This is a genomic window from Chitinophaga rupis, assembly GCF_900109685.1.
Classification (GTDB): domain Bacteria; phylum Bacteroidota; class Bacteroidia; order Chitinophagales; family Chitinophagaceae; genus Chitinophaga; species Chitinophaga rupis.
This window is the reverse complement of sequence record NZ_FOBB01000001.1, coordinates 932,860-958,278: the sequence shown is the minus strand read 5'-3', so window position 1 is coordinate 958,278 and position 25,419 is coordinate 932,860. Positions and strand designations below refer to the sequence as shown.

Here is a 25,419-nt window from a genome sequence, read left to right as displayed (position 1 = left end):
TCATCTTCATCAACAACTTTAAACACTAATAATCATGAAAACAACTATAAACGGTAAAGATCTTTTAGCCATTGGTTACCCGCAGGGCCGTGCGTTAGGCGCTGCACTGGAATTGCTGCAGCAGCCTGCCTTGGCCGCTATGGAAACTGCCGCTGCGCTGGAGCTGTTAAAATCAGTGAAAGAGCAGCCGGAAAACTACCTGGACCATGAAACGCTGGAAGCATTGGCCACTATTATTATTGAAGATGCCAATGCCGCTGCAGATGGTACCATAGCGCTGAATACCGATGCTAAGGAATATGCCATATACGGTGCTGCACATATAGAAGAAGGCGCCCGTAAGCAAATGGCTACTGCCATGAAGCTGCCGGTAACGGTTGCCGGTGCTTTAATGCCGGATGCGCACCAGGGTTACGGCCTGCCAATAGGCGGTGTGCTGGCTACCAAAAATGCCATCATCCCCTACGGCGTGGGTGTGGATATTGGCTGCCGTATGGCCTTAACCATTTTTGATATACCGGAAACGCATTTCCTGGAAAATACGGCTAAGTATAAACGTGAATTGATCGCCCATACCAAATTCGGTGCAGGCGCGGGTTTCCATGGCCAGCATAAGGCAGATCATGCGGTGCTGGAACGGGATGAGTTTAACTTAACGCCTTTCATTAAACAGCTGCATGATAAAGCGTGGACCCAGCTGGGAAGCTCCGGCGGCGGTAACCACTTTGTAGAATTTGGTAAAATTGAATTTGCAGAGCGGGATGAAGCCCTGAACATTGATAAAGGCACTTACCTGGCGTTGTTAACGCACTCCGGTTCCCGTGGCCTGGGTGCTACCATTGCGGGTTATTATACCCGGCTGGCAAAACAGCTGTGTAAGCTGCCGCAGGAAGCCGCTAACCTGGCCTACCTGGATATGGATACGGAAGCGGGCCAGGAATATTGGCTGGCTATGAACCTGGCCGGTGATTATGCTGCTGCCTGCCATGCGGTGATACACCAAAAATTAACGCAGGCCATTGGCGGACAGGTATTAGCTAAAATAGAGAACCACCACAACTTTGCCTGGAAAGAGATCTGGAATGGTGAAGAAGTGATCGTGCACCGGAAAGGCGCTACACCGGCAGGTAAAGGCGTAATGGGTATTATACCGGGCAGCATGACGGCACCTGGTTTCCTGGTACGTGGTAAGGGCGAGGAGCTGTCTGTAAACTCCGCCTCCCATGGCGCAGGCCGGCAAATGAGCCGTACCAAGGCAGTGCAGAACATTTCAAAAGATGACTTTAAAGCAGTATTAAAGGCAAATGAGGTAACGCTGATAGGCGCCGGCTTAGATGAAGCGCCCATGGCTTATAAAGATATCAATGTAGTAATGGCTGCGCAGCAAGAGCTGGTGGATGTAGTGGCAAAGTTCACACCTAAAATGGTGCGGATGGCCGATGATGGAAGCCGGGAAGATTAGCTCATCTTTAGCTGTTACCCAAAATACAAAGGCCTGGTAGGATCACTTACCAGGCCTTTTATTTGTGGCACACTTTATTTTACTACATCATACTTTGCCCAGACAATACCATCCTCCAATTGCTCCAGGTGCGTTAGTTTCAAAGCTACCGCCGGTAACCGGGCTGCATTCAGATCCGTATCCAGCAGCGTAGGGCTGTCTGTTCCATCCGCTATGGGGTAGTAAAGCACACTGTATGCATCAATCAACCCTTCAGCATGCAAGGCCCCGTTTATTTTTCCGCCACCTACCAGCTTTATTTTCTGAATATTAAACAGCTTGTTCAGCTTTTCTAATACGGTGCTGAAATTAATGTCCTGCTTACCGCCAAAAATGTAAGACACGCCTTGCTCCTGCAAATAAGCCAGGTAAGCATCCGGCACCTGTTCGGTAAGTACTGTAATTACATGGTCGCCATCAATTTCAGGGCTGTCCCATCCCAGCTTGCCATGCGCATCCACAGCCACGGCAAAGGAATCCGCAGCTGTAGTGGCTACATAATCTATTCTTTGTACTGTTTTGCCACCCGGTGCAAGAACAGGCGCAGCTACGGTAAAATGCTGCTGCATGGTAATGCGCCCGCAAAACCAGGCATCTGCTTTTTCTACCTCGCCGGTCCTTTCGTATTGTGGAAAGCCCTTTGCAGCCTGGGGCCAGTGTTCCGCTTGTATCCTGCCATCAATGGAGCAAAGCATGTGGCAAACGATGTATGGTTTCATCCGTTAATATTTTATTTTTTACGGGTCGGATAGCCTGACCGCTAAAGCGGGGGAACCTCGCATTAACATGTCCTTGTGTGAGAAAATGTATCATGCCCGGTTTCATGATAAAATTATTTTGTGTTGCGAGAACAGACCTTTAACGATCAAACATTATGCCCTTACATGGCCTGTACCTGCGCCCAGATCTCCTCATTCACCAGCACGCCTTCTTTTTCACTTTGCAGGCGTTTGCGCAAAGTATTTTCACCGGGATAGGCTATACGCCCGCCCCGTGTAGCCGGTGTACTGCCTTTTGTGTATCGTAAAATTTCTTCTATTAAAGCAGCATGCAGGTCGGGTTTATGCAGGGCAATAAAACACTGGGATACGCCAAACTCTTTTTTATCTGCCGTGATCTGACCGGTAGAGCGGCCGCCGCTAAGAGCCACCAGCAGCACATCCAGCACCATAGCCAGGCCTGAGCCTTTCCAGAAACCAATGGGCAAGGCGCGTTTGTTATTGCGGATCACTACCGGGTCGGTGGTTAGCTCCCCGTTATCATCATAACCGCCTACTACCGGCAGCTGCTCCTGTTTTAATTCATGCTCCTGCATTTTGCCGTATGAGAATTGCGACATAGCCATGTCCAGCACAATATGCCCTTCTGCCCGCGGTACCGCTATCACTAAAGGATTATTGCCCAGCACCGGGTCCACTCCGCCCCAGGCAGGCATACCGGCAATAGCATTGGTAAAGCAAATGCCTATACAACCTGCATTGGCTGCCTGCCAGCCATAGGTACCCCCCCGCATCCAGTGGTTGGTGTTTTGAATGGCTACGCAGCCAATACCATTGGCCTGCGCCAGCTCAATAGCGCGTTGCATACAGACCGTGGCGTTATACATACCCGCGCCCAGGCTGCCCGTCCAGGTTTCAAGAAGACCGTTCTTTTCCAGCAGCGCAGGTTCTGCATCCGGGTGTACCAGTCCTTCTTTCACATATTGTACAAATACGGGAAAACGGTTTAGTCCGTGGGAGTGTACGCCGTCGCGGCTGTTGCTGGCAAAGATGTGAGCGCATAAGGCTGCCCTTTTTTCAGGGAAATTAAGCTGCAGCAATACTTTTCTGAACGCCTGTTCCAGCTGTGCAAATGGTATCCGTATCATAGCTTTAAATTACAAAATTAGCTACTACTTTTTTCTAGCTTTGCAGGGTCAGAAAATCAGGGAGCCCATGCACAGCCAACCGTTACGGAGATCAGATACGTTATTTATGTCAGCCTGCTGCGGGCTGGTGGTAGCTAACATTTATTATTGCCAGCCGCTGATACCGTTGATCGCCAAAGACTTTCATATTCCGGAAAGCCGCGCCGGCCGCATTGCCTGGCTTACGCAAATAGGTTATGCCTGCGGCCTGTTGCTGCTGGTGCCTTTGGGCGATATTATGGAACGACGCAAGCAGATCCTCATTTGCATGGTGGCTGCCATGCTATCCTTGTCCCTGGCTGCTATGTCGCCTACTTTTTTTGTGTTGCAGATAGCCAGCTTCCTGGTGGGGCTAAGCTCTATTGCTGTACAGCTGATAATACCGCTGGGTGCACATCTTGCCTCAGATGAAAAGCGGGGCAGCGTTATAGGCGCTATTATGGGTGGGGTAATTGTGGGTATACTGGCATCCCGTTCTGTGAGCGGTAGTTTGGGCGCTATTTTCGGATGGCAGGAAATTTATTTTATGGCAGCCGGCATTTGCGCGGTGCTGTTTATATTAATGCGCCTGCGTTTTCCGCAAAGCCACCCTACTTTTAATGGCACTTACCGCCAGCTAATGGCATCGCTGGTATATTATATCCGTACACAGCCGGCATTACGCCTGGCGGCTTTCCGCAACTTTATGAGCTTTGCAGCGCTCAGCGGCTTTTGGGTAACCATGGTGCTGTTCCTGTCAGCACCGCCGTTTAATTATAAAAGCTCCGTCATTGGCCTGTTCGGGCTGGCCGGAGCTGCAAGTGCCCTTGCATCGCCACTGGTGGGTAAACGCAGTGATGGCAAGGGCACGCAGCTGAATATATGGATAGGACTGCTCATGGAGCTGCTTAGCTTCGTAGCATTCTATTTTACAGGCGGCAGCCTGTACCTGCTTATACTGGGCATTATACTGGTAGATGTGGGACACCAGACCATTCAGATCTCTAATCAAACCATCATCTACTCCATAATGCCGGAAGCGCGCAACCGTTTTAACACGGTATTTATGACCAGCACTTTCATTGGCGGCGCCTGCGGGTCGGCCATTGGTATTGGCCTCTGGAACATTGGCCACTGGCCGTTGTTCTGCATTGGCGGCGGATTAATGGTGCTGATAAATATTATTGTTACTGGTACGTTATCCGCACGATCCGGTTACATGGCCGGAAGTCAAACCTTGTAAAGCCGCCTACTGCCAGCATGGAATGGTCATTGGGTAGCTGCAGCACTTTAGTAAAAGCCGCGTTCACATCATTGGTGCCCATGTTAATACCGCCATTGGTATTATAGGCAGTATGCACGCTGCCGTCTGGGTTTAATACCACAAAATTATTCCGCACTACCTTATTAAATTCGGTGAAGGCGCCTGTTAAAATGATCTGCCCCTGTGGCATGATATTAATGTTATAAACCGTACCCTCTGCGCCTGTACCTACCTGTAATGACGGATCCAGGCTGCCATCCGGCATTAGGCGCACTATATACGGTACGGCCAGGCCGGCATAGGTATTGAATAAACCGGTTAGAATAAACTTACCATCCGGCTGCTGCGCTACGTCATATATCGGGAAGTTGGCGCCTTCAGCGCTTTTGAACGTGGGGTCCAGACTGCCGTCTGTATTAATGCGCGCAATGCGTTGTGCGGGCTGCCCGTTATACTTGGTAAACCCGCCTACGATCAGCACTTTGCCATCCGGTAAGAAAAGAGACTTATTAATGGCACCGTTCACACCTTCTTTACCACGATGGTTCACCAGGTCGTAGTTGTAAGATGTGTCCAGCGTACCATCCGGATGCAGGCGGGCCATAAAGTTCACCATGGTAGAATCCAGGTGCAGGGAGTCGGCCCCGGTTACAGATACCAGGTTGTAATTTGGCTTTACATAATAACGGAAGTAACCCACTACTATCATCTTCCCATCCTGCTGTAAATGCAAACCGGTTACCACGCCGGATACGCCGCCTTTCAGCGCAGATACCGGCTGTACTTTGCCGGAGGGCCGCGTTATATTTTCCGTTTCCAGACCGCCGTTATTATACAGGCGTGCAATGCTGCTTACATAGGGCAGCCCTTCATAGCTGGCAAAGCTGCCGGCTACCAGGTACCTGCCATCCGGCATGGCAGCGGCTCTAACCACTGTTGCCGGTGCGCCGGTATTTTTACCGTAACGGAAAGAGCGGTCAATGGTACCATCTCCGTTTATGCGTGCTACGCGGTTCACGCCACCGTCAATGTTGGCATTGTCAAAGTTGGTGAAATCGCCCACTATCAGGAATTTGCCGCCTTCAACGGGTATAATGTCCTGTATAAAATTATCTGCGCCACGGGAGCTGGGGTACACGGTATCTGTTTCCATGGCTCCCAGTACGCGGAAAAAGGGTCCAAAGAAATACTGTTGCCCTACCTGCGCAGTAATGTTGCCGGTACTGGCAAAAACAGGCACTTTTACTTTTACGCTGGAATCGGTTACATCTACCAGCGTGCCTGGTTGCCCGTTAAACAGGATGGAGAGCTCCTGCTGGTGCGCCTTAAACCCTTTGCCACGTATAATGATCTCGTCATTGATATGTCCCCTGTCCGGCAATACGCCGCCCTTGCTGATGAGGATTGCAGGCGATACCGTATCCTTATAAGGGTCTTTGCCGCTGCTGGCCACATCATCCTTACTGCAGGCCTGCAGGCAAATACCGGCTATTATGATCCCTGTAAAAAATCGAAGTATTTTCATCTGGTAATGTTTTTATCTCAACAGGTATTGTTCTGCCATCCGTACAAAAGTGCCGCCCCGGAAACCAAATACATGGTTATTGTTCAGCACATGCAGCACGCCGTTCCGGGGCTGTATGTCTGAGGTGGCGATCAGTATGGATGGATTGTTCTGGAAATTCTGCGGGTCGTAGGTGATGTCTGTTAGCCGTATAATGCGGGCCCCCACTGCTTCCACATTATTGTAGTTCTGGTAAATGAGGCCAATGTTCAGCACGTAGCCCCCATCCATTACATAGTTAATGCCGGGATAGGCGTACACGTTAACAGGGTCTACCCGTGCAAACTGCTTGGCCAGGTATTTCCCTTTCAGCACGTACATGGAAAGAAAGTGCCGCCATACTTCCGGGTCTATATCCTGCAGGTGCACGGAATCTTCCACGTTGAAGTAACGGTAATCGTTCAGGGCGTTCATTACTACCTTCACTGCATCGTCCGTGGGTGCAAAAAAAGTAACGGAATCGTTGTTCAGCATGTCTTTCATACCGGCACGGTCAATGATATACGTAATGGTATCAAACCAGTAAGGCGTATTTTTCAGGTAATCATAAATGCTGCCATCGTACTTGGGATTGGCTAAACCGCCATCCACGTAATAATCTTTTTTACAGGCATTGAACAACAGCACGGTAAGCAGCAGCAAGCCTGCAATGGACCATAATTTTTTCATAACACAGGTTTTATCTGGACCAAAATTCATTTTGTATGATCAGGGGATTATTCTTTACCGCACCCAGGTCTATAGGCCAGGTCCATGCGCGGCGCTGGAACTGCTCCGGTGTAAGGTAGTTCTCACACTGGTTGCGGTCCATTACGCGGCCGGTACGTACCAGGTCATAATAAAAATGCCCCTCACCCCACAGCTCTTTAGCGCGTTCCAGGAAAATGGCATCCTGCAGGGCAGTGCCGCCACCGCCGCTGTAATTGCGGGCGCCGGCGCGGGTACGTACCATGTTCAGCAGCGTAATAGCTTCCGCATCCTGGTTTCCCAGGTTGGCCAGCGCTTCTGCACGCAGCAGCAGCAGGTCCGCATAACGGAATATCAGGAAGTTCGCATCATAGTCGCGCGTGGAAGGATTGGATACGGAGGAGAACTTCAGGTACATGGCCGACTGTGGATTGGCATTACTGTACGGATCATCAAACCACAGGTCAAAACGTTTGTCCGGCTCACCGGCTGGATAGATCTTATCCAGGAATGCACGTTTAGGTGTGATCTCAGAACCAAAACCGCCATACAGGTCGCCGCTGCTGTGAATAATAGGCTCATGCAATACCCACTGCGCTATAAGGGAGTGGAACTGTACGCCATAATTTATATCGAGCGACAGCTCAAAAATACCTTCCAGGGAACGGCCTTTGAAAATAGTTTGAAAGGTTTCCTTGGTGTAAGGCAACAGCTCGTACACGCCCAGGTCCATTACCCGCTTGCCCAATGCGGCAGTTTGCTGCCAGCACTCCTGTTTGTGCGCTGCATCAAAACCGGCTTTCCACATATACATGTGCGCCATTAAAGTAAGCGCTCCGCCACGGGTGGCGCGTACCGCGCGGTTAGTAGGATCTTCGTAGGTGATGGGCAGGTCCTGCTCGCAGCTGCGCAGGTCTGCTATGCAGGTATCCAGCACGCTGATCATATCTGCACGGGGCTTAATGGCGGTTTCATATGGGTCCAGCTGCAGCGGCACATCTCCGTATAGCCGTACCATATAGAAGTAAGTAAAGGCACGTATAAAGCGGGCTTCAGCCACCAGCGCCTTGCGGTTCTGCGCGCTAAAGGCGGGATCTTTTATGCCGGGAATACGGTCTATACATAAATTGGCGGCAGCAATGGCCTTATAAAACTGTGTCCAGTTCTTAGGACCGGCGGAGTTATCGGAGCTGTTAAGGTCACCGCCCAGCATATCATTACGGCCCAAGGCGGCCAGGTTGCGCTTGTTAAACCAATTCCACCATCCGGCGCGGAAATCACCTGTATTGTACAGGGTAGATTCCAGGAATTTATCCAGCAGCAGGCGGTACGCGCCGTTAATACCTTTCACCGCATCATCCTCATTCTTCCAGAACTCACTGCCGGAGAGAGTATCCACCGGCTTTACCTCCAGGAATTTTTTGCAGGAAACAGTAAATGCCAACAAGCCAACGAGCAATCCTATTTTAAAGCGTGTTTGCATGATCTTCATCTTTTACATTGTTAGAATTGTACCGCAAAGCCCAGCGCAAAGCTGGTAGCAGAGGGGTACCCGTTAATATCATCACGGCCCAGGGAGGTCACCGTTTCCGGGTTAGGACCGGAGTAAGGTGAAAAGATGGCTACATTATAAGCCGTGAAATAGGTTCTGAGCATCCGTATTTTCAGCCGCCGCATAAAATCCTGGTTGCGGAAAGTATAGCTCAGTGTTACCTGGTTCAGCTTAAAGTAAGAACCATCTTCCTGGAACAGCGTTTGGTCCAGGCGGTTGGGTATTACGTCCTGTCCGTGGAAAATGTCGCCTACCGCGGGGTATTGCGCATTATCACCGGGGTTCTTCCAGTAATTGATTTTGCTAAGGTCATAGTAGTTCACCGGCCCTTCCGCCGTACCGGTAATGTAGGTGGCATCCGGGTACTGCGCACGGTATAAACGCGCTGCCATGGCATTATTCATAATGCTGCGCTTAATAAGGTAAGAGCAGAAAATGTTCAGCGCAAAGTTGCGGTAGCTGAAGGTGTTGGTGACACCGCCTGTTATCAGCGGGTCGGGGTTACCGGTGATCACGTTGTCATCGGCATCATCCAGCGCATAATCGCCGTTTACATCTCGCCAGCGCGGATCACCGCCCTGGAAATACTGTGTGCCATTACCGCGGAATGATTTGTAGCGTACGCCCCGCACAGGGTCAACCGGTACATCGCCGGTCTGGGAGTAAATGCCCTGCGTTTCGTACAGGTAATTGCTGATAGGGTTACGGCCTACTTTCAGCGCCAGCTCCTCATAATAAGGGGCGCCCTGTGCCTGCCGGTAAAACTGTACGCCGCCGGGCAGCTGTGTCAGCACACCGCGGTTATATGCGCCGTTCACACTTATCATCCATTGAAAATTCTGCTGAATGGGTGAAGAAATGGGTCGCGCAGTGATCGTAAGCTCATGCCCGTAGTTCACCACGCTGGCGCCATTTACCTGTACGCGGTTAAAACCGGTAACATCCGGCAGGTATAGATCACGGATCAGGTTAAACGATTTTTTGAAGTAGGTATCATAAATAAATTCCAGCCGTCCTTTGAACAGGCCCAGGTCTACACCAAAGTTGAACTGGTTCGATTTCTCCGGCTCCAGGGACTGGTTGGCCATTACATCAAAATTGGGCGCAATGGCCGGGCTGTTGTTATAGTTGTTATACACCTGGTAAATGCCCAGGAAGTTGGGCAGCGTGGCAGCTGCACGGCTGTTGGAGCCATAGGTTACACGTACGGAGCCATAGTCCAGCCAGTTAAAGCGCCGCATCAGGTTTTCCTTACCAAAGTTCCAGCGCAAACCAATGGCCGGGTTTTTCGTATAGGGGTTATTGATACCTGCAGAGGAGTTGCCATCCAGGCGGTAAGAAAGGTCTATACTATACTTGGTGCGGAAGTTATAGGAAACAAAACCTGCCCAGGATAAGGCATGGTACAGGTAAGATACGCTGGTACCATTATCGTTGGTATTGCCTCCATCATTCCAGGGGTTGCCGGGATAAAAACGGGGCGAATAGCCACGTGGTCCCCAGAAAAAATCACTGGGGCCGTTGCGTACATCGCGTATGTGCTGGTTATCTGTTTTAATATTCACCTCACTGAACACGCTGGCGTACAGGTTATGCCCTCTTTCCACATTGGCCGGGTCGCTGCTGAAATTGTAGTTAACGCCGTTACGCGTATTCAGCTCATCATGCCGGCCTACAAAGCCATACAACAGGGTTTGGTTGTTGTTGGCAAAGGCCTGGTTAAAACGGTCGCGGGTGTCTGTATAATAATCGTAAGAGGTAATAGAGTTCACGCGTATGTTACGGAAGATCTCATAATCCATATCCACAAACCCGCGCAGGTTAATGGTGTTGTTATCATCCATATTATTCTCATACCCGTCAAACTGGGGGTTGCCTACAAACTGGGAAGGACCGGGCAGCAGGGAAGAGGTGAAGGCATTACCGGCGCCATTACCGGTTAAGCCGCCGCCATTACCACGCTGCTTTTGGCCCAGCGCGCCAAACAGCTGGGTGCTGATGCGCAGCTTTGTGCTGGGCTGTATGTTCAGCTGCATGTTCAGGCTGTACTTGTCAAAACCGGTATTCTTAATTACACCCTCGTTACGCTGGTACGCCATGTTGGCCTTGTAGTTCAGTTTGGAGCTGCCCCCGCTGATCTGCACATTGTTCTGGGTATTGATGGTGGTTTGGTAAAACAGTCCCTGCCAGTTGGTTGAGTTATTGTAAAAGCTGTTCAGGCTATCTGTCAGGAACTGCGCGGCTTCCAGCCGGTCGCGCGCTTCCTGTATATTGCGGCTGTGATATAAAATGGAATTAATGCGGTATTGCCTTTCCAAAGCGCCACCCCAGGTAGGCCGCAGCTGCGGGGCCAGGTTAATGAACACACTGCTGTTCACATCAATCACCGGCGTGGGTGAGTTACCCCGTTTGGTAGTAATTACAATTACACCATTAGCGCCGCGGGAACCGTAGAGAGAGGTGGCCTGCGCATCTTTCATGATCTCAATGGATTGTATATCATCCGGCGGTATCAGCGCCAGTGGCCCGGTAGCAGCACCTGGTTGTAACATGGACTGGGAAAAGCCACCGTCATAATCCACCGGTACGTTATCTATTACCAGCAACGGGTTATTGGTGGCCAGGTAAGTCTGGTCGCCGGTTCCGGTGATATTCAGCTGGGAAATACCGCGTATGGATACCGTGCCCCGGAAACCCAGCGCGCCGGTATTGTTTTGGATATTTAAGCCGGCTACCTTACCCTGTAACAGCTCCTGCACGCTGGATACCGGTACATCCTGCAGGTCCCTGCCGGAGATCACGGCTACTGAGCCGGATACGGTTTCCTTGGTGCGCTTCTGGTAGCCCACTATCACGGCCTCTTTCAGGGAACGGTTCTCCGGTGAAAGGAGAAGGTTCAGCGTTGGTTTATTAATCTTCAACGTTTGGTCCTTATATCCCACAAAACGGAACTGCACCATTCTGCCTTCCTGTATGGTAAAGGAAAAATTACCCTGCACATCTGTTAAGCCCAGGCCTTTTTTGGCCTGCACATCTATGATGGTAACGCCGGGCAGCCCTTCACGGCTAATGGCATCCTGTATTCTGCCTTTTACAGTAATGTTTTGCTGGGCAAAGGCTTTGCTGCTGCAAAGCAGCAGGGGAATAAGCAGTAAGGCCAGCAGGTTGTAATAACATTTATACATACATAGTAATTTTAATCGTCCTGAAATTTTGGATTCACCTTGAACTTGAACACCACTTCCCAGTCGCCGGGTTCATAAATGGCTAAGCTGAGTCCTATGCCTGCATTGTACCGGTGCCCAAAGGATATGCGGTTATACTGGAATGCGATATAGGCTTTGTCTGAGTTGCCGGAAACATCGGCCAGTATGGGAAAGGGGCTGGTAACATCATACGTAAGAATGGTGCTGTCAGCGCTCATACGCCGGTTAAAGCCAAAGGGTACATCCAGGCCTATTGAACCGGTGCGGTACCGCAGGCTGTCCCATTGTGTGAGGTTGAAATTGGAAAAGGGAATAGCTACTGAATCCTTATCAAATATTTTGAACGTAAGCGTATTGCCTTTTATATCTGTTTTGCGGAAGTATACATTCACACTATCCCGGGGCAGGTTCAGGTTAAACTGGTCTACCACGCCGCTAATATCAGGGTGCGTAATGCCGCCCTGGTCCCATGCTTTACGGATACCGGTAATATCATCAAATTCATATGGCTCATAAGGGCGCGGGCGGCGCACATCCAGCACCATGTTCTTGAACACTTTTTCACCGCCATTATTTTTCACGCGCACATCAAAGTAATAGATGCCGGGTTTAATGCGGGCGGAATCCGTATTCCAGAAAAATATTTCACCGGAGTTCGGGCGTATATCCAGTACCGGCGCCTGTACGGTACTGCGTTTGTCTTCAATTTCCGCAATGGTCTTTTCTAAGCCGCTGTAGAAGGTTTTCCATTGCCGGGTGGCTACTTTTTCCAGCAGCTCCGGTGCAGCGCTGCTGTCGGCATGGCGTACATTCTCCAGCGTAAAGGTGAGCGGCTGCGTGGAATAGTCTGCATTAAAAATATAGGAGTACACGTTCGTACGGCCTAAGTTCACCGGGAAGTTGGTCCGGTTATAGTTCATATTGGTGCTGAAAAAATCCTTTTCATCCGGCACCATGTTTTTGTAGCATCCTGCCATGGCTGTGGCCAGCAGCAGAAGCATAATCAGATAAGGTTTATAACGTTGCATAGTGCGGGGAATTAAAGTTTGTAGAAGGTCATTTTGTTGATATTGTAACCGCCGGATTCTTCATAGAACCGCAGGATGTGTTTGCCTGCTGTAAGGTTTACCGTGGTATTTACCGTTACCCAGTTCTGCCAGCCGCCGGTATCGTTGCAATGCACGGTACCGCTGACATTTACGCCATCCATTTCCAGCCGGAAATTGCCGCCGCCACCGCCGGATGCCATGCGCAGAGCCACGGCATAAGCGCCGTCTGAGGCTACTTCTACCGTATATTCCAGCCATTCGGAACCACCCGTCCAGCCCACGTTATAGGTACCTTCACTGCAGTTTTCAATATCCACAGCTTCTGTGCGGTACTGGTTGCCGTTGTTGCCGCCGTCATTATCGTGGTAAGCAAGGCCCTCACCGCCATCATCATAATCTTCAAACTCAATAGTGCCGGGTATGGGGGATGGTAATCCCAGGTAGGGCGATTGTATAGGGTTCAGCGAATACGGGAAAGCCATCGGCACCAAAGACACAAAGCCGAATACATGTTTGCTTTCCAGCACATGCAGCCAGCCATTGGCTGTTTTCAGATCTATGCTCTGGGTAATGGAGGTAGACCAGTCCCTGATAAAACGGGAGCGGTTCATATCGCTATACTGTAATACCAGCGGGCCGCCGTTCTGGATGCCGGAAGCAGCGGTGGGCACCGATTTGCCGTTCATCTGGTAATTGTAGGCCAGTGTGTTCAGCATCACCCCATCTGCATACTGCAGGGAATCAGCGCCTACCTTGCCCCGCATCATGTAGCGGCGCAGCAGGGTATCCCATACGGCTGCGGGCACGCTGTCCAGTGTCCAGTCGCCTTTAAAGCCATATTTACCCCGGCTGAAGTTCAGGTTGTACAGCGCAGTTTTAATGCTGTAATCCTGCGGCGCAAAAAAAGTGATGTTCTCATTTTTCAGCGTATCTGTAAGGCCGGCTTTATCAACCAGGTATAATAAAGTATCATACAAACCCTGCTGACTTTTCAGGAAGTCATAGGTGTTTACCGGCACTTCTGCAGTGGGTTTGGCATTCCGGTAAGTATTATCTTTTTTACAACCTGCTATTACCAGCAGCAACAGCAGGGCGCCGGTGTACCATTGTGGATGGGTACTCCGGGCGGTGAATTGTTGTAAGCTCATTTTCATAACAGCAAACATTATTTCCAGAAATTATTTTGTACCAGCGCGCTGTTGGTGGAAAGTGCCTGTTTAGACACAGGCCAGTAAGCAGCGCCATTATCTACATCTGCCTGGGTGAATTGGGTGTACCGCGATACTTTGTTGAAATGTATCAGGTCAAACCAGTACCAGCCTTCGCCGATCAGCTCACGCCTGCGTTCCAGGAAAATGGCATCCAGCAGGGCTTCCTGCGTGGGGTTGCCCGGCAGGGATTTTAAACCGCGGCGGGTGCGTATGCTGTTGAGATCACCAATTGCATCGGACATGCCTAAACGCGCTTTACATTCTGCCTGCAGCAGGTACAGCTCCTCATACCGGAAAATGATGATGGCGGATGTATAAAAGCGCAATGTTGGATTTTTTACCGCGCTGTTCACCTGCTTCATTTTATAGAATACCGGGTAGGCATCATTCAGCTGGTCAAAGAACAGGGTAGCGCGCTGATCGCCGCTTTCACTGTAAATACTCAGTATGCTGTCTTTGGGTATGTAGATCTCCGATTCGCTTTTGGGAATATCCGGAGAGCGCAGCGTCCAGTCTTCCAGCTGCCCGGTAGTGGAAAATTCTGCGTGGTCAAAGTTGAGATCTACCTGGAAAATATTGCTGAAGCCACGGCCGCGGAAAGAGCCATCCAGGCGGGTAAGATCGGCGGTGCTTACAAAGTTGTAGCCGGTTTGCCCCTGGTTATCTATTACGGCACGCGTGTTTTGCAGGGCGTTGGCATAATCTCCTTTCCAGGCATACAGGTGCGCCAGTAAGGTATAGGCCATACCGCGGGTGGCGGAAATATCTGTATGGTGGCCTTCACCCTGTCCCTGGTAATCGCCCTGCTGCTCCGGCGACTGGCCGTTGTACTTCCATGGCAGGCCGTAAGCAGCGGCCAGCCCGTCCTGTATGGCAAAGTCCAGCACCTGCTGCTGGTTGGTTCTTGGGGTAGGCGTAAACGTGCCGTTGGGTGAGCTGGTAATTAAAGGCACATCGCCCCACACCCTTACAATATAATAGTAGAGGAAGGCGCGGAGGAAACGTACCTGCGAGCGGTCCAGCTCCATATCATTGTTTGAGTAGCGGTAATCACGCTTGGGCACTTCCGGCAATTTTTCAATGGCCAGGTTGCATTGGGCAATAGCGGCGTAAAACCGGCGCCAGTCGCGCCATTGATCGGTAGTGGCATAGCTGGCATTCAGGTTATTATCCACCAGCGCCTGCAGGTCGCCGCGTTTGGTAACGCGGAAGTCGCCGCCCCGCAGATCGCCATATACCCAATGGGCATTTTCATTCATTAACGCAGCGCGTATCAGGGCATAACAGCCATAAACAGCGGCACGGGCATCATTTTTATTCTGCCACATGTTCTCTTCTGTTAGCGCGCGCTTGGAGGGCTGATCCAGCATTTTGCTGCAGGAGCCAGCCAGCAGCAACAAGCCTGATAAGATCACTATTGTATATCGCATGGCAATAGTTTTTAGAATTGAAAGTTGAAACCTAACGTAAAGCTGCGCGGTGCTGCCCAGTTGTAATAGCCCTGGTCATAACCAAAGTAGTCCACCGCTTCCGGGTCGCCACCGGAGTAGCGTGTCCATCTCCATATGTTATTGGCAGTACCATAAATGCGCAGCTGCTCAATACCGGCGCGCTGCATCCAGGGGGCGTTCAGGTTATAGGTGAGCGTAACGGAACGCAGCTTTATGAAAGAACCGTCTTCCAGGAACAGTGTCTGGTCCGGCTGGTAAGCATTTACAGGGCTCCAGGGATTATACAGCGGGTACTTGTTATAATCGCCGTCTATCTTAGACCAGAAGTTCACTTCCTTAATGCCTTTTACATCATCCAGCCCGTCGCGCTGCGCAAAATCAAAATGGTCGGCCATGGCCTGGTTAATGATCTTGCGGCCAAAGGCGTAGTTGCACTGTACCTGCAGCTCCAGCTGTTTGTAACGGAAGGTGTTGCTGAAATAGCCCTGTATTGCCGGTACCTGCCGGCCTTTCATTACCCGGTCTGCATCATTGATCACGTAATCGCCGTTCAGGTCTTTCCATTTGGGATCGCCTGCGTGCAGGGTGGCGCCCTGGTACGTCATTTTATGGCCGTTGGATGGGTTGGTGGGAACTTCTGCATCGCTGTTGTAAATACCATCGTTGATCAGCAGCCAGTAACGGTCTGTTGGTTTGCCTACCAGCAGGCGGTGGTTACCTATCACCATATCTGTTACGCCATCCGGCATAGCCAGCAGCTTATTTTGATTGGTGTAGGCCGAGATGCCGGTGCTCCACTGGAATTTGCTGCCGCGGATCACATCTGCATCAATAGCCACTTCATAACCATAGTTGCGGATGTCCATACCGTTCTTAACAAGGCCGGTATAACCGGTTTCTTCCATCACGGGAATTTTCAGCAGCAGGTCGCGGTCTGTTTTGGAGTACACATCCAGCGTGGCGTGAATGCGGTCGTTCAGCAACCCTACATCCAGTCCTACATTTAGCTGCTCTACATAGGGCCACTTTAAGCTGCTGGTTACATAACCGGTACCAAAGGCCGCGTTAATGGCGGGAAAGGCATTGTAGGTACCTGGGTTGGGGTTGCCATCCCAGCCAATGTCCACATTGTAAATGGGGCCGCCTTTATAATACTCATCCATTAATACACGTCCCACACGGCCGTAGCTGGCTCGCAGGTTCAAAGTGCTTAGCCAGCGTGAGCCGTGCAGAAATTCTTCATTGCTGATCTTCCAGGCTGCGGATAAGGTGGGAGAGAACAGCCAGCGGCTTTCCGCCGGTACGTTGGAGCTGCCATCTTCCCGCAGGTAGAGGTTCACAAAATATTTTTCCAGGTAATTATACCCTACGTTGGTGTAAAAAGAGGCTACGTTACTTTGCGTATAGTCCTTATAGTTAGCCTGCAGCCGCAGGTTGCCGAATACGCCTTCCTTATTGGAGTCGTCGCCCGGTTTGTAGATCTTAATATAATCACTGCGGCCTTTATAGGCTTTGCCGTAATCGTAGCGCCACTTGTCCCACTGTGCGTATTGACCCAGCGTTACATCTATATGGTGTTTACTTACAAAAGTGTGATCGTACCGTATGGAATTATCCAGCACCATACGCCGGCTTAACCCGTCAAAGTTGGATACGAAGTTGTTGCCGTCATTGATGGTGGTGGGAATGAACAGGTCCCGGAAGTTTTGCCCATAGTCAATGCTGAAGCGGGTGTTCAGCGCCCAGTCAGGGCCCAGTGTGTAATGCAGGTTGGCAAGTATGCGCGCATTATTGTTCCGGTTCCGGTTCAGCCCATCTTTCATGTAGGTATAATACTGCTGTAGGTATTGTTTGTTGGGCGATGGCGGGTTTTCAAAATTCACCAGGTAGTCCTCATCACCGGAGCGGTCCCGGATAAATTCATTGCGGGTGCGGGTAAGCGTGGCGCCGTTAATGAAGGTGGTGAGCATCAGGTTCCTTACGGGCATCAGGTTAATGCCGAAATTGATGTCGTACCGGTTCATGCCTGTATGGTCTGCCACGCCCTGTTGTGCGGTGCGGCCCAGGCTAAAGCGGAAGTTGGCCAGGCGGTTGCCGCCGCTTACTGCGGCTTGTATACCATTGCTTAAAGCATTGCGGTAATAAAGGTCGTCCCAGTCTGCTGCCCCAAAGTAGCGTGCCTGTGTGGAATCTGCGAGGTACCGCGGAAAATTGCGCCATTGCGATTCAGTAGCGTATTGCTGGTAAAAAGGCAGGCGGAAGTTGCGCTCATATTCGCCGTTCACCGTGTTTACCGTAGGTTTAATAGAAAGGCCTATCCAGGAATTTACCGATACTTTCATGCGTCCGGAGCGCGGGCCTTTGGTGGTGATGTTGATAATGCCGTTAGCGGCCAGTGGGCCGTATTTGGCGCTGGCTGCAAAATCTTTCAGCACTTCTATGCTGGCAATATCATTTACATCCAGGAAAGAGAGCAGGTTGCTTTCTGTTCCCAGCCGGTTAAAATCAAAACGCTGTATGTCGTACGGGAAGGCGTGTTCCGGCATCAGCGGCACCCCATCTACAATATAGGTAGGCTGTGCATAGAACAGGTCACTGTTCTTGAGCAGTAAGGTAGAGGTACCCCTGATAAATACGCTGGTACGTTTGCCGGGTTCTGCGCTGGGAGTGCGTATATCCACCCCCGTTACCCTGCCGTTCAGCATCTGGTCAATGCTGTTGTAAGGCAGTTTCCTTACCTCATCCATATCCGCTTTAGATATGGCGCCTGCATTGTTGTTATAAAGGAACAGCTCATTATTTGGTAAATGTCCAATAGTGTCCCTGGCCTTCAGCGGTATTTTTTTTAGCCAGCTGATACTGTCTGTGGAAGACGAGATACTGCTGGTGTCTTTGCTCTTGTACACGCTTTGCGCATAACTGCCGGCAGACAGCAGTAAGCAGACAATGGCCCCTGCCACCCGCTTGCACGGGATGGCGTAACATTGTGTTGTCATAAGTGAAGATTTGGCAATACAAACCCTGTGCGTAAGCTTGCGCTTACACCGGGCTTAATAATGTTGCTTTACAGAAACAGATTTAGCTACCGACCTTGTAATAGATCAATAGCGGATGTTGTAAAAGCGCTGGTGGAGACGTGTACCGCTGAGGTACGGGCATACGGATAGCGTGGCCATTTGCTAGTAAAGTTTGAACCTGCATGTGCTAGAATTGTGGAATTTTAAAATGTGCTTTACGGTAATAAACATTCTTATGGAAATAGGCTCTGGACTTGTTTTCAAGGCATTGTTAGTTGGGCTGATAACGCGGAATCGGGATTACACTGCTGACGTGGGCCTTTAAACAAAATCCTACTACATACATTTAGTTCTTCAATCGGTTGTGCTCACAATTTAATTAGCTAAAACGATTTTTCATAATTTTTTTTAACAATTATTTTTCATTTTGGTTTTCGTAGTTGCTGAATAACTATTACTTATAACTCAAGACAGTTTTAATTTATTATGGCTGTATAACATTTTGAGCGATGGTACGTTTTAGGAGGATCATCAAACCCTATCTTTATGAAAACCATTTATCCGCTATCTGTAGCGCTAGTTATCATTTTAGGCTTAACAGCCTGTTCCCATTCCGATGTACCGGAACCCGCATTACCATCCACCCCTTCATCCAAAATAAAAGTTACGCCTGCTGTAATTGATTACCGGGAGGAGATGCGCAACTTTGTGATCGGCATCAGCCAGTATGCAAAAGCGCAAAACCCGCAGTTTGCCATTATTCCGCAAAACGGCATAGAGCTTATTACCACCAATGGTGAAAGTGATGGAACACTGGCCCAGTCTTACATTCAGGCTATTGATGGTGTAGGCCAGGAAGACCTTTTCTATGGTTACACCGATGATAATGTGCCCACCCCTTCTGATGACAACCTGTACCTGCGCGAGTTCCTGAACCGCATTAAGGCAAGCAAGAAGGTGCTGGTGACCGATTATTGCAGCAGCAAGACTAATATGGACAAGTCTTACAGTAACAATAACACTAACGGCTATACTTCTTTTGCTGCCAACCACCGGGAGCTGAATAATATTCCTGCCTACCCCGTACAACCATATGGTGTGAACAGTAATAACATTACCAGCCTGTCGCAGGCAAAAAATTTCCTTTACCTTATTAATCCGGAGAACTATTCCAACAAGACCCAGTTCATTAATGCCGTTGCAGCTACTAATTATGATGTGGTGTTGATGGACCTGTTCATTGCCACCAACAACCCTTTCACTGCTGCAGAAATAGACCGGCTGAAAACCAAGGCCAACGGTGGTAAGCGCCTGGTGATCTGTTACCTGTCTATTGGCGAAGCAGAAGATTACCGTTATTACTGGAAAACAGGCTGGGGCGTGGGTAACCCGCCCTTCATCAGCGCAGAAGATCCCAATTGGGAAGGCAACTACTATGTGGAGTACTGGAATGCTGACTGGAAAAGCGTAATATTCGGTAACGACAGCTCCTACCTGAAAAAGATACTGAACAGCCATTTTGATGGCGCCTACCTGGATATTATTGATGCTTTTGATTATTTCGAGAACCGGTAGGACCGTTCATCTATTTTGCAGGTTTAACAATTAACAAAGCAGTAATTTTATTGGTATTGCAACCAATATCTATTGCTATGAGGAAATATCCACTCACCCTGTTATTGTTATACCTGCCCCTGCTGGTATTTTGCCAGGCCACACAAAAACCTGTTTTACATGGTCAGCACTGGATGGCCATTACCGGCAAGCCGCTGGCAGCAACGGCCGGCTCCATGATATTTCAGCAGGGCGGTAATGCGGTAGATGCTGCCTGCGCCATGATAGCCGCTACCTCTACCATGTGGGATGTATTGAGCTGGGGTGGCGAAACACAGGCCCTCATCTACAACCCGAAAACAAAGAAAGTAATTGGCATTAATGCATTAGGAGTAGCACCCACCGGTGCTACTCCTGCTTTTTATAAGCAAAAGAACATGCAATACCCGCCGGAGTACGGACCGCTATCGGCCGTAACCCCCGGCACCCCTGGCGGCATTATTACCATGCTGGCGGAGTATGGCACCAAAAGTTTGAAAGAAGTGCTGGCCCCTGCCATGGAGCTGGCCAAGGGTTACCCCATAGAAGGCCAAACCGCCAACAGCATCCAGGAATACAAAAAGTGGATCACGCAATGGCCGTATTCCAAACAGGTGTTCTTCACACATCCGGACCGTGCGCGCGTGGCGCCGGATGCCGGTGAAATTTTTCGCCAGCAGGACCTGTTGGCTACCTTACAGAAACTGGTAGATGCAGAACAGGCCGCGCTGAAAAAGGGCAAGTCCCGCAAAGAGGCGCTGTATGCAGCCTACGACCGGTTTTATAAAGGCGATATTGCACAGGAATTTGTACGCGGCTGCCAGGAGCAGGGCGGCCTTATTACCCTGCCTGATCTGGCCAACTGGAAAGTGCATATAGAAGAGCCTATGATGGTCACCTACAAAGGCATTGAGGTGTACAAGCTTTCCCAATGGACACAAGGCCCGGCCTTATTGCAGGCGCTGAACATCCTGGAAAATTTTGACCTGAAAGGCATGGGCTACAACTCCACCCGCTATATACATACCGTGTACCAGGCTATGAGCATGGCCTTTGCCGACCGGGATTTTTATTACGGCGATCCGTACTTCCCGCCGGAAGAGCCTATGAAAGGCCTGCTCTCCAAAGCATATGCAAAGGAGCGTGCCCGCACCATTAACCAGGAGCAGAATGATACCATGATAGGCCCCGGCGATCCTTACCCCTTTGAAGGCGGCGGTAAACAGAACCCTTATTTTAACCTGTTAAAGACCTGGGGCCATACTGCGGTGTATAAACCGGATGAGCCTATTCATGGCCTGGATGATCCTTTCCTGCAAACATTCCTGAGCGGCACTACCTCCGTAGAAGCTGCCGATGCAGAAGGCTGGGTGGTATCCGTAACACCCAGCGGCGGCTGGTTACCGGCCACTATTGCTGGCCACACCGGGGTGGGTATGAGCCAGCGTATGCAAAGTTTTGTGCTGGATGAAAAGGAAAGCCCGTTTAATGTAATGGAGCCCGGTAAACATCCGAAAGTAACGCTTACGCCTACACTGGCATTAAAAGATGGTAAACCGTACCTGTCTTTTGCCGTGCAGGGAGGCGACAGCCAGGATCAGAACCTGCTGCAGTTCTTCCTGAACGTAGTGGAGTTTGGCATGAATGTGCAGGAAGCCGTGGAAGCCGCCAACTTTAACAGCTACCAGATGTACTCCTCTTTTGGCGCGCATGAGCGCAAACCCGGCGGCTTAACCCTGCAGCAGAACACACCCTTCTGGACACGGAAAGAGTTAAAACAATTAGGATACAAGATAGATTACCAGGAACGTACCTCCGGCCCCATTAATGCCATTTATTTTGACTGGCAGCACGGCAGCTTCTGGGGCGGCTCCAGCAACCACGGCGAAGATTATGGGATCGGGTGGTAGGCGCTGCGCTTTGCTTCGCAGTCGATGGTCCATGGTCCATAGTCCATGGCCTGCTTCGTATGGAGGGTGAGCGTGGAAAATGTGTAGCTAGCCACAGTCCGTGGATGATAGGGGCGGTTGTTTGTGAAGAATGATTTATAAGCGATGGGCCACAAGCTATAATCTATAGTTTGTGGCCCGTTATTCATGAGCACATATTTATATAACAATTATTGCAGGTTATCTAAAATCTGCAATATGGAATCTGTAGTGGACTATGGACTATAGTCCATGGATCCAATACATACACGCTAACCCGCTATACGAACTATGCTATGGACTATCGACCATCGACCATGGACTGCGCGCGAAGCGCGCACTAGCAAATATTCGGAATAGTCCCCGAAAAATCACACAGCTTTTCCAGCAATGCGCATAGTTCCTCTCCCTTCTTGGTAAGTGTGTACACCACTTTAGGCGGTACTTCCGGAAAGTGCTGCCGGTTGATGAGCGTGTTTTTTTCCAGCAGCTTTAAACGGTCTGCCAGTATATGATCCGTAATAGGCGACAGCTCTTCCTTAATACCGGAAAAACGGCTGTTGCCTTCCTCTATACAGAAAAGGATCTCTGTAAACCAGCGCCGGCTTAATAATACCAGCAGCTCATTTAACGTGCACTTACTTTCCAGGAAAGCTTGATTCTGGTAGTTAGTTGAATTGACCTTCCTTTCAGCCATAAAAATATTTATTTAAGTAGTTACTATTTAAATAATGAGTTATTGCATAGGTAAGCTGGATATGCTTGCTTTGTAACAGTGAATTGTAGAACGGAAACCCTGCTTTAAACATGCTCTCTCAGATCCGGTTTGCCTTCCGTATGAATGTTGGAGCAATGTAGGAGAATAGATCCAGATATCAAACGGGAATTACATAAACGGACGGCGCCCGGCTGCAGAGCACACTATAAGACATTTTAACTGGCATACGCGTTTTCAATGGTTGCCCGGCAATTATTGCAGCTGCGGTTTCCGCGCAATGTTTTGCAGGGAACCCGCAGCAGGCGCGGGATCAGCAGCACACCAAACAGCCTTAAAAGGGCAGCGACATCAGGACAGGACAGTTTTTAATATTGATTGTTTTAATACCGGAAGCCCGGCGCTGCCTCTGAACAGCGCCGGTTTCCTCCCGGTATCCATACATTATAGGCTGTTACCGGTTGATGGCGCCTGTAACACCTAACCCCCGTTTTATGAATAGATACAGATATGTTTCTTCCGGGGACAAATCGGTTGACTACGACATACTCCAATTCCTTTCACAGGAATTGCAGGAAGCTTAGAAATTGGGGGGGACTTGTTTTTTTATTCCCGCATACGCAGCACAGCTGGCGCAAACCGTGTAACGGCATAGTTGTCAGCCTTTCATCCCTTTCCTTTGCCGAACAAATAATAAAAAAAACTACTGCATATTCCCTATATTTACGACATGCATTATTTTACTTTTTCTCAGCGCAGCATCCGTAATATTTTAGCCGGGGGAATATTACTTTTTTCAGCTGCTTCCGCCCAAGCGCAGAACGTAGAGCCCTTGCATTATACCAGCTTTCATACCAGCGCCAAACCCACTATTGATGGTAAACTGAATGAAGCCGTATGGCAGCAGGCCGCCTGGAGCCAGGATTTTACCGATATTGAAGGCGATAAACGCCCGCAGCCGCCTTTACGCACCCGCCTTAAAATGCTGTGGGATGATCAGTACCTGTATGTAGCCGCCGAACTGGAAGAACCACATATCTGGGGTAAGCTGCTGCTGCATGACACCATCATCTTCCACGACAACGACTTTGAATTATTTATTGATCCGGATGGGGATGGAAAGGAATATTTTGAAATAGAGGTGAATGCCCGTAATACCATTTTTGACCTGTTTATGCCGCGCCCCTACAACGAAGGTGGCCACGCCCTGATTACCTGGGATACGAAAGGCATGAAGACTGCCATCGGCATAAATGGCACCTTAAACAATCCTGCGGATAAAGATAAATCCTGGACCGTGGAAATGGCTATTCCTTTCAAAGCCCTGCGCCTGCTGGGTGTACCGGATGTACCGAAAGACCGTACCGTTTGGCGTATTAACTTTTCCCGCGTGGAATGGGATACGGAAGTTAAAGCCGGACAGTACGTAAAGAAAACCAACCCCGCCACCGGTAAACCCTTACCGGAACATAACTGGGTATGGTCGCCGCAGGGTGTTATCAACATGCATGTACCGCAGAAATGGGGCTACTTACAATTCTCTACCCAAGCCGTTCAAAAGCCTTAAATTACAACAATGGATAAGCGTAATTTTATAAAATCACTGGGCGTAGGAAGCGTAGCATTGCTACCCGGTGTACCTGCCCTGGCTAAAGAGGCCACTGCAGCGGCAAAGGAGGCAGCGGCCCCAAAAATAGCGCACCGCGTATGGATCAACCCTAACAAGGAAGATGCGGAAGCGGACATACAAAAACGTTATGCCGATTATAAAAAAGCAGGCATCAGCGATATTTACTTTGAAGACGATAGCGAAAAACATTTCCGCATCGCTAAAAAGAACGGCATTAAAGCCCACCGCTGGATCTGGACAATGAACCGTGGAGAAAAAGAGCTGCTGGCCGCTCACCCGGAATGGTACTCTCAAAACCGTAAAGGCGAGTCCTGCGCAACTAACCCGCCCTACGTGGGTTACTACCGCTGGTTATGCCCCAGCAAACCCGAAACGCTAACCTACCTGAAACAGCAGGTGGAAAGCGCGCTTTCCAAAGATTATATAGATGGCATTCACCTGGATTATGTACGTTATTGTGATGTGATACTGCCCGTGAACCTGTGGAGCAAATACGGCATTGACCAATCCAAAGAATTACCGGAATACGATTTCTGTTATTGCGAAACCTGCCGTAATGCCTATAAAGCAGAAAAAGGAAAGGACCCGCTGGAAATGGAACACCCGGACCAGAGCCCTTCCTGGCGTAAGTTCCGTTATGACCGTATCACCAACATCGTAAACAACCTGGCCAAAGTAGCGCAGCAGCATAAGAAACCCATTACTGCCGCTGTATTTCCCACGCCGGAAATAGCCAAGCGCATTGTGCGCCAGGACTGGACCAACTGGCACCTGGATGCGGTGAACCCCATGATCTATCATGGCTTTTACCAGGAAGATGTAAGCTGGATCGGTGATGCCGTAGCTGAAGGCGTACGCGCCCTCAATGGCCGCTTCCCTTTATACGCCGGCCTTTTCCTCCCGGATTTTAAGGGCAATATGGACGACCTGAAACGCGGCGTAGCATTGGCCGTGAAGAACGGCGCCGCAGGCGTATCGCTGTTCGGCGAGCTAACACCGGAAGTGCTGGCCGCGATAGCGGTGTAATTACGAATTGTCAATTACGAATTGAGCACTGCGTAATTAAGCATTTCGCTCATTATTTGTGCACAAACCACGCTACATCATATCAACACATAAAAAAAGTCCTGCATCATGTGCAGGACTTTTTAGTTTCTTATATTTTA

The 25,419-nt window shown here is 49.9% G+C and carries 17 protein-coding genes; 6 read left to right on the top strand and 11 right to left on the bottom strand.

Annotated features, from left to right (window positions below):
• Positions 1-34: 34 nt before the first annotated feature.
• Entirely contained in the window at positions 35-1,462 is a 1,428-nt protein-coding gene (locus BMZ54_RS03745) for an RtcB family protein (RefSeq protein ID WP_089906789.1), read from the top strand.
• 74 nt (positions 1,463-1,536) lie between these two features.
• Here the strand turns inward: BMZ54_RS03745 and BMZ54_RS03740 are convergent, their stop codons facing one another.
• Positions 1,537-2,220, bottom strand: a complete 684-nt coding sequence (locus tag BMZ54_RS03740; RefSeq protein ID WP_089906788.1) for a dihydrofolate reductase family protein — start codon at positions 2,218-2,220, stop codon at positions 1,537-1,539.
• 161 nt (positions 2,221-2,381) lie between these two features.
• Positions 2,382-3,368 carry a 3-dehydro-L-gulonate 2-dehydrogenase gene (yiaK, locus tag BMZ54_RS03735; protein WP_202909127.1) on the bottom strand — a complete coding sequence of 329 codons (987 nt, stop codon included), beginning with the start codon at positions 3,366-3,368 and terminating at the stop codon, positions 2,382-2,384.
• A 67-nt stretch (positions 3,369-3,435) separates the two neighbouring features.
• Between yiaK and BMZ54_RS03730 the strand changes: the two genes are divergently transcribed.
• Entirely contained in the window at positions 3,436-4,629 is a 1,194-nt protein-coding gene (locus tag BMZ54_RS03730; RefSeq protein ID WP_202909126.1) for an MFS transporter, read from the top strand.
• On the opposite strand, the gene BMZ54_RS03725 is transcribed toward BMZ54_RS03730, so the two are convergent.
• The 8 genes from BMZ54_RS03725 to BMZ54_RS03690 are packed head-to-tail and all read right to left on the bottom strand — an operon-like array spanning position 4,574 to position 18,366.
• Positions 4,574-6,175, bottom strand: a complete 1,602-nt coding sequence (locus tag BMZ54_RS03725; protein WP_089906786.1) for an IPT/TIG domain-containing protein — start codon at positions 6,173-6,175, stop codon at positions 4,574-4,576. The genes BMZ54_RS03730 and BMZ54_RS03725 overlap by 56 nt on opposite strands.
• Positions 6,176-6,187: 12 nt before the next feature.
• Positions 6,188-6,883: a fasciclin domain-containing protein gene (locus BMZ54_RS03720; RefSeq protein ID WP_162277464.1), complete on the bottom strand. Its 696-nt coding sequence runs from the start codon at positions 6,881-6,883 to the stop codon at positions 6,188-6,190.
• Between the two features lie 10 nt (positions 6,884-6,893).
• Entirely contained in the window at positions 6,894-8,384 is a 1,491-nt protein-coding gene (locus tag BMZ54_RS03715) for a RagB/SusD family nutrient uptake outer membrane protein (protein WP_162277463.1), read from the bottom strand.
• A 20-nt stretch (positions 8,385-8,404) separates the two neighbouring features.
• Positions 8,405-11,638, bottom strand: coding sequence for a SusC/RagA family TonB-linked outer membrane protein (locus BMZ54_RS03710; protein ID WP_089906783.1), 3,234 nt, complete (start codon positions 11,636-11,638; stop codon positions 8,405-8,407).
• Between the two features lie 11 nt (positions 11,639-11,649).
• Positions 11,650-12,687 carry a DUF5007 domain-containing protein gene (locus tag BMZ54_RS03705; RefSeq protein ID WP_089906782.1) on the bottom strand — a complete coding sequence of 346 codons (1,038 nt, stop codon included), beginning with the start codon at positions 12,685-12,687 and terminating at the stop codon, positions 11,650-11,652.
• A gap of 11 nt (positions 12,688-12,698) precedes the next feature.
• Complete coding sequence (locus BMZ54_RS03700) at positions 12,699-13,862, bottom strand: carbohydrate-binding protein (protein WP_162277462.1); 1,164 nt, start codon at positions 13,860-13,862, stop codon at positions 12,699-12,701.
• 11 nt (positions 13,863-13,873) lie between these two features.
• Complete coding sequence (locus tag BMZ54_RS03695; protein WP_089906780.1) at positions 13,874-15,349, bottom strand: RagB/SusD family nutrient uptake outer membrane protein; 1,476 nt, start codon at positions 15,347-15,349, stop codon at positions 13,874-13,876.
• Between the two features lie 11 nt (positions 15,350-15,360).
• Entirely contained in the window at positions 15,361-18,366 is a 3,006-nt protein-coding gene (locus BMZ54_RS03690) for a SusC/RagA family TonB-linked outer membrane protein (RefSeq protein WP_089906779.1), read from the bottom strand.
• A gap of 567 nt (positions 18,367-18,933) precedes the next feature.
• Between BMZ54_RS03690 and BMZ54_RS03685 the strand changes: the two genes are divergently transcribed.
• Both BMZ54_RS03685 and BMZ54_RS03680 read left to right on the top strand, forming a co-directional pair.
• On the top strand, positions 18,934-19,962 hold the full coding sequence (locus BMZ54_RS03685) for an endo alpha-1,4 polygalactosaminidase (protein ID WP_089906778.1): 1,029 nt from the start codon (positions 18,934-18,936) through the stop codon (positions 19,960-19,962).
• Between the two features lie 77 nt (positions 19,963-20,039).
• Complete coding sequence (locus tag BMZ54_RS03680; RefSeq protein ID WP_089906777.1) at positions 20,040-21,890, top strand: gamma-glutamyltransferase family protein; 1,851 nt, start codon at positions 20,040-20,042, stop codon at positions 21,888-21,890.
• A gap of 358 nt (positions 21,891-22,248) precedes the next feature.
• On the opposite strand, the gene BMZ54_RS03675 is transcribed toward BMZ54_RS03680, so the two are convergent.
• On the bottom strand, positions 22,249-22,605 hold the full coding sequence (locus BMZ54_RS03675; RefSeq protein ID WP_089906776.1) for a winged helix-turn-helix transcriptional regulator: 357 nt from the start codon (positions 22,603-22,605) through the stop codon (positions 22,249-22,251).
• 748 nt (positions 22,606-23,353) lie between these two features.
• Between BMZ54_RS03675 and BMZ54_RS03665 the strand changes: the two genes are divergently transcribed.
• Together BMZ54_RS03665 and BMZ54_RS03660 are read left to right on the top strand one after the other, a co-directional pair.
• A complete protein-coding gene (locus tag BMZ54_RS03665; protein ID WP_089906774.1) occupies positions 23,354-24,190 on the top strand; it encodes a carbohydrate-binding family 9-like protein in 837 nt (278 codons plus the stop codon).
• Positions 24,191-24,199: 9 nt separating this feature from the next.
• On the top strand, positions 24,200-25,279 hold the full coding sequence (locus BMZ54_RS03660; protein ID WP_089906773.1) for a family 10 glycosylhydrolase: 1,080 nt from the start codon (positions 24,200-24,202) through the stop codon (positions 25,277-25,279).
• Positions 25,280-25,419 lie beyond the last annotated feature (140 nt).

What these genes read in the sequence shown, in the direction of transcription:
- BMZ54_RS03745 (WP_089906789.1), top strand. Translation starts at nt 35, where the DNA reads ATGAAAACAACTATAAACGGTAAAGATCTTTTAGCCATTGGTTACCCG.
- BMZ54_RS03740 (WP_089906788.1), bottom strand. Translation starts at nt 2,220, where the DNA reads ATGAAACCATACATCGTTTGCCACATGCTTTGCTCCATTGATGGCAGG.
- yiaK (WP_202909127.1), bottom strand. Translation starts at nt 3,368, where the DNA reads ATGATACGGATACCATTTGCACAGCTGGAACAGGCGTTCAGAAAAGTA.
- BMZ54_RS03730 (WP_202909126.1), top strand. Translation starts at nt 3,436, where the DNA reads ATGCACAGCCAACCGTTACGGAGATCAGATACGTTATTTATGTCAGCC.
- BMZ54_RS03725 (WP_089906786.1), bottom strand. Translation starts at nt 6,175, where the DNA reads ATGAAAATACTTCGATTTTTTACAGGGATCATAATAGCCGGTATTTGC.
- BMZ54_RS03720 (WP_162277464.1), bottom strand. Translation starts at nt 6,883, where the DNA reads ATGAAAAAATTATGGTCCATTGCAGGCTTGCTGCTGCTTACCGTGCTG.
- BMZ54_RS03715 (WP_162277463.1), bottom strand. Translation starts at nt 8,384, where the DNA reads ATGCAAACACGCTTTAAAATAGGATTGCTCGTTGGCTTGTTGGCATTT.
- BMZ54_RS03710 (WP_089906783.1), bottom strand. Translation starts at nt 11,638, where the DNA reads ATGTATAAATGTTATTACAACCTGCTGGCCTTACTGCTTATTCCCCTG.
- BMZ54_RS03705 (WP_089906782.1), bottom strand. Translation starts at nt 12,687, where the DNA reads ATGCAACGTTATAAACCTTATCTGATTATGCTTCTGCTGCTGGCCACA.
- BMZ54_RS03700 (WP_162277462.1), bottom strand. Translation starts at nt 13,862, where the DNA reads ATGAAAATGAGCTTACAACAATTCACCGCCCGGAGTACCCATCCACAA.
- BMZ54_RS03695 (WP_089906780.1), bottom strand. Translation starts at nt 15,349, where the DNA reads ATGCGATATACAATAGTGATCTTATCAGGCTTGTTGCTGCTGGCTGGC.
- BMZ54_RS03690 (WP_089906779.1), bottom strand. Translation starts at nt 18,366, where the DNA reads ATGACAACACAATGTTACGCCATCCCGTGCAAGCGGGTGGCAGGGGCC.
- BMZ54_RS03685 (WP_089906778.1), top strand. Translation starts at nt 18,934, where the DNA reads ATGAAAACCATTTATCCGCTATCTGTAGCGCTAGTTATCATTTTAGGC.
- BMZ54_RS03680 (WP_089906777.1), top strand. Translation starts at nt 20,040, where the DNA reads ATGAGGAAATATCCACTCACCCTGTTATTGTTATACCTGCCCCTGCTG.
- BMZ54_RS03675 (WP_089906776.1), bottom strand. Translation starts at nt 22,605, where the DNA reads ATGGCTGAAAGGAAGGTCAATTCAACTAACTACCAGAATCAAGCTTTC.
- BMZ54_RS03665 (WP_089906774.1), top strand. Translation starts at nt 23,354, where the DNA reads ATGCATTATTTTACTTTTTCTCAGCGCAGCATCCGTAATATTTTAGCC.
- BMZ54_RS03660 (WP_089906773.1), top strand. Translation starts at nt 24,200, where the DNA reads ATGGATAAGCGTAATTTTATAAAATCACTGGGCGTAGGAAGCGTAGCA.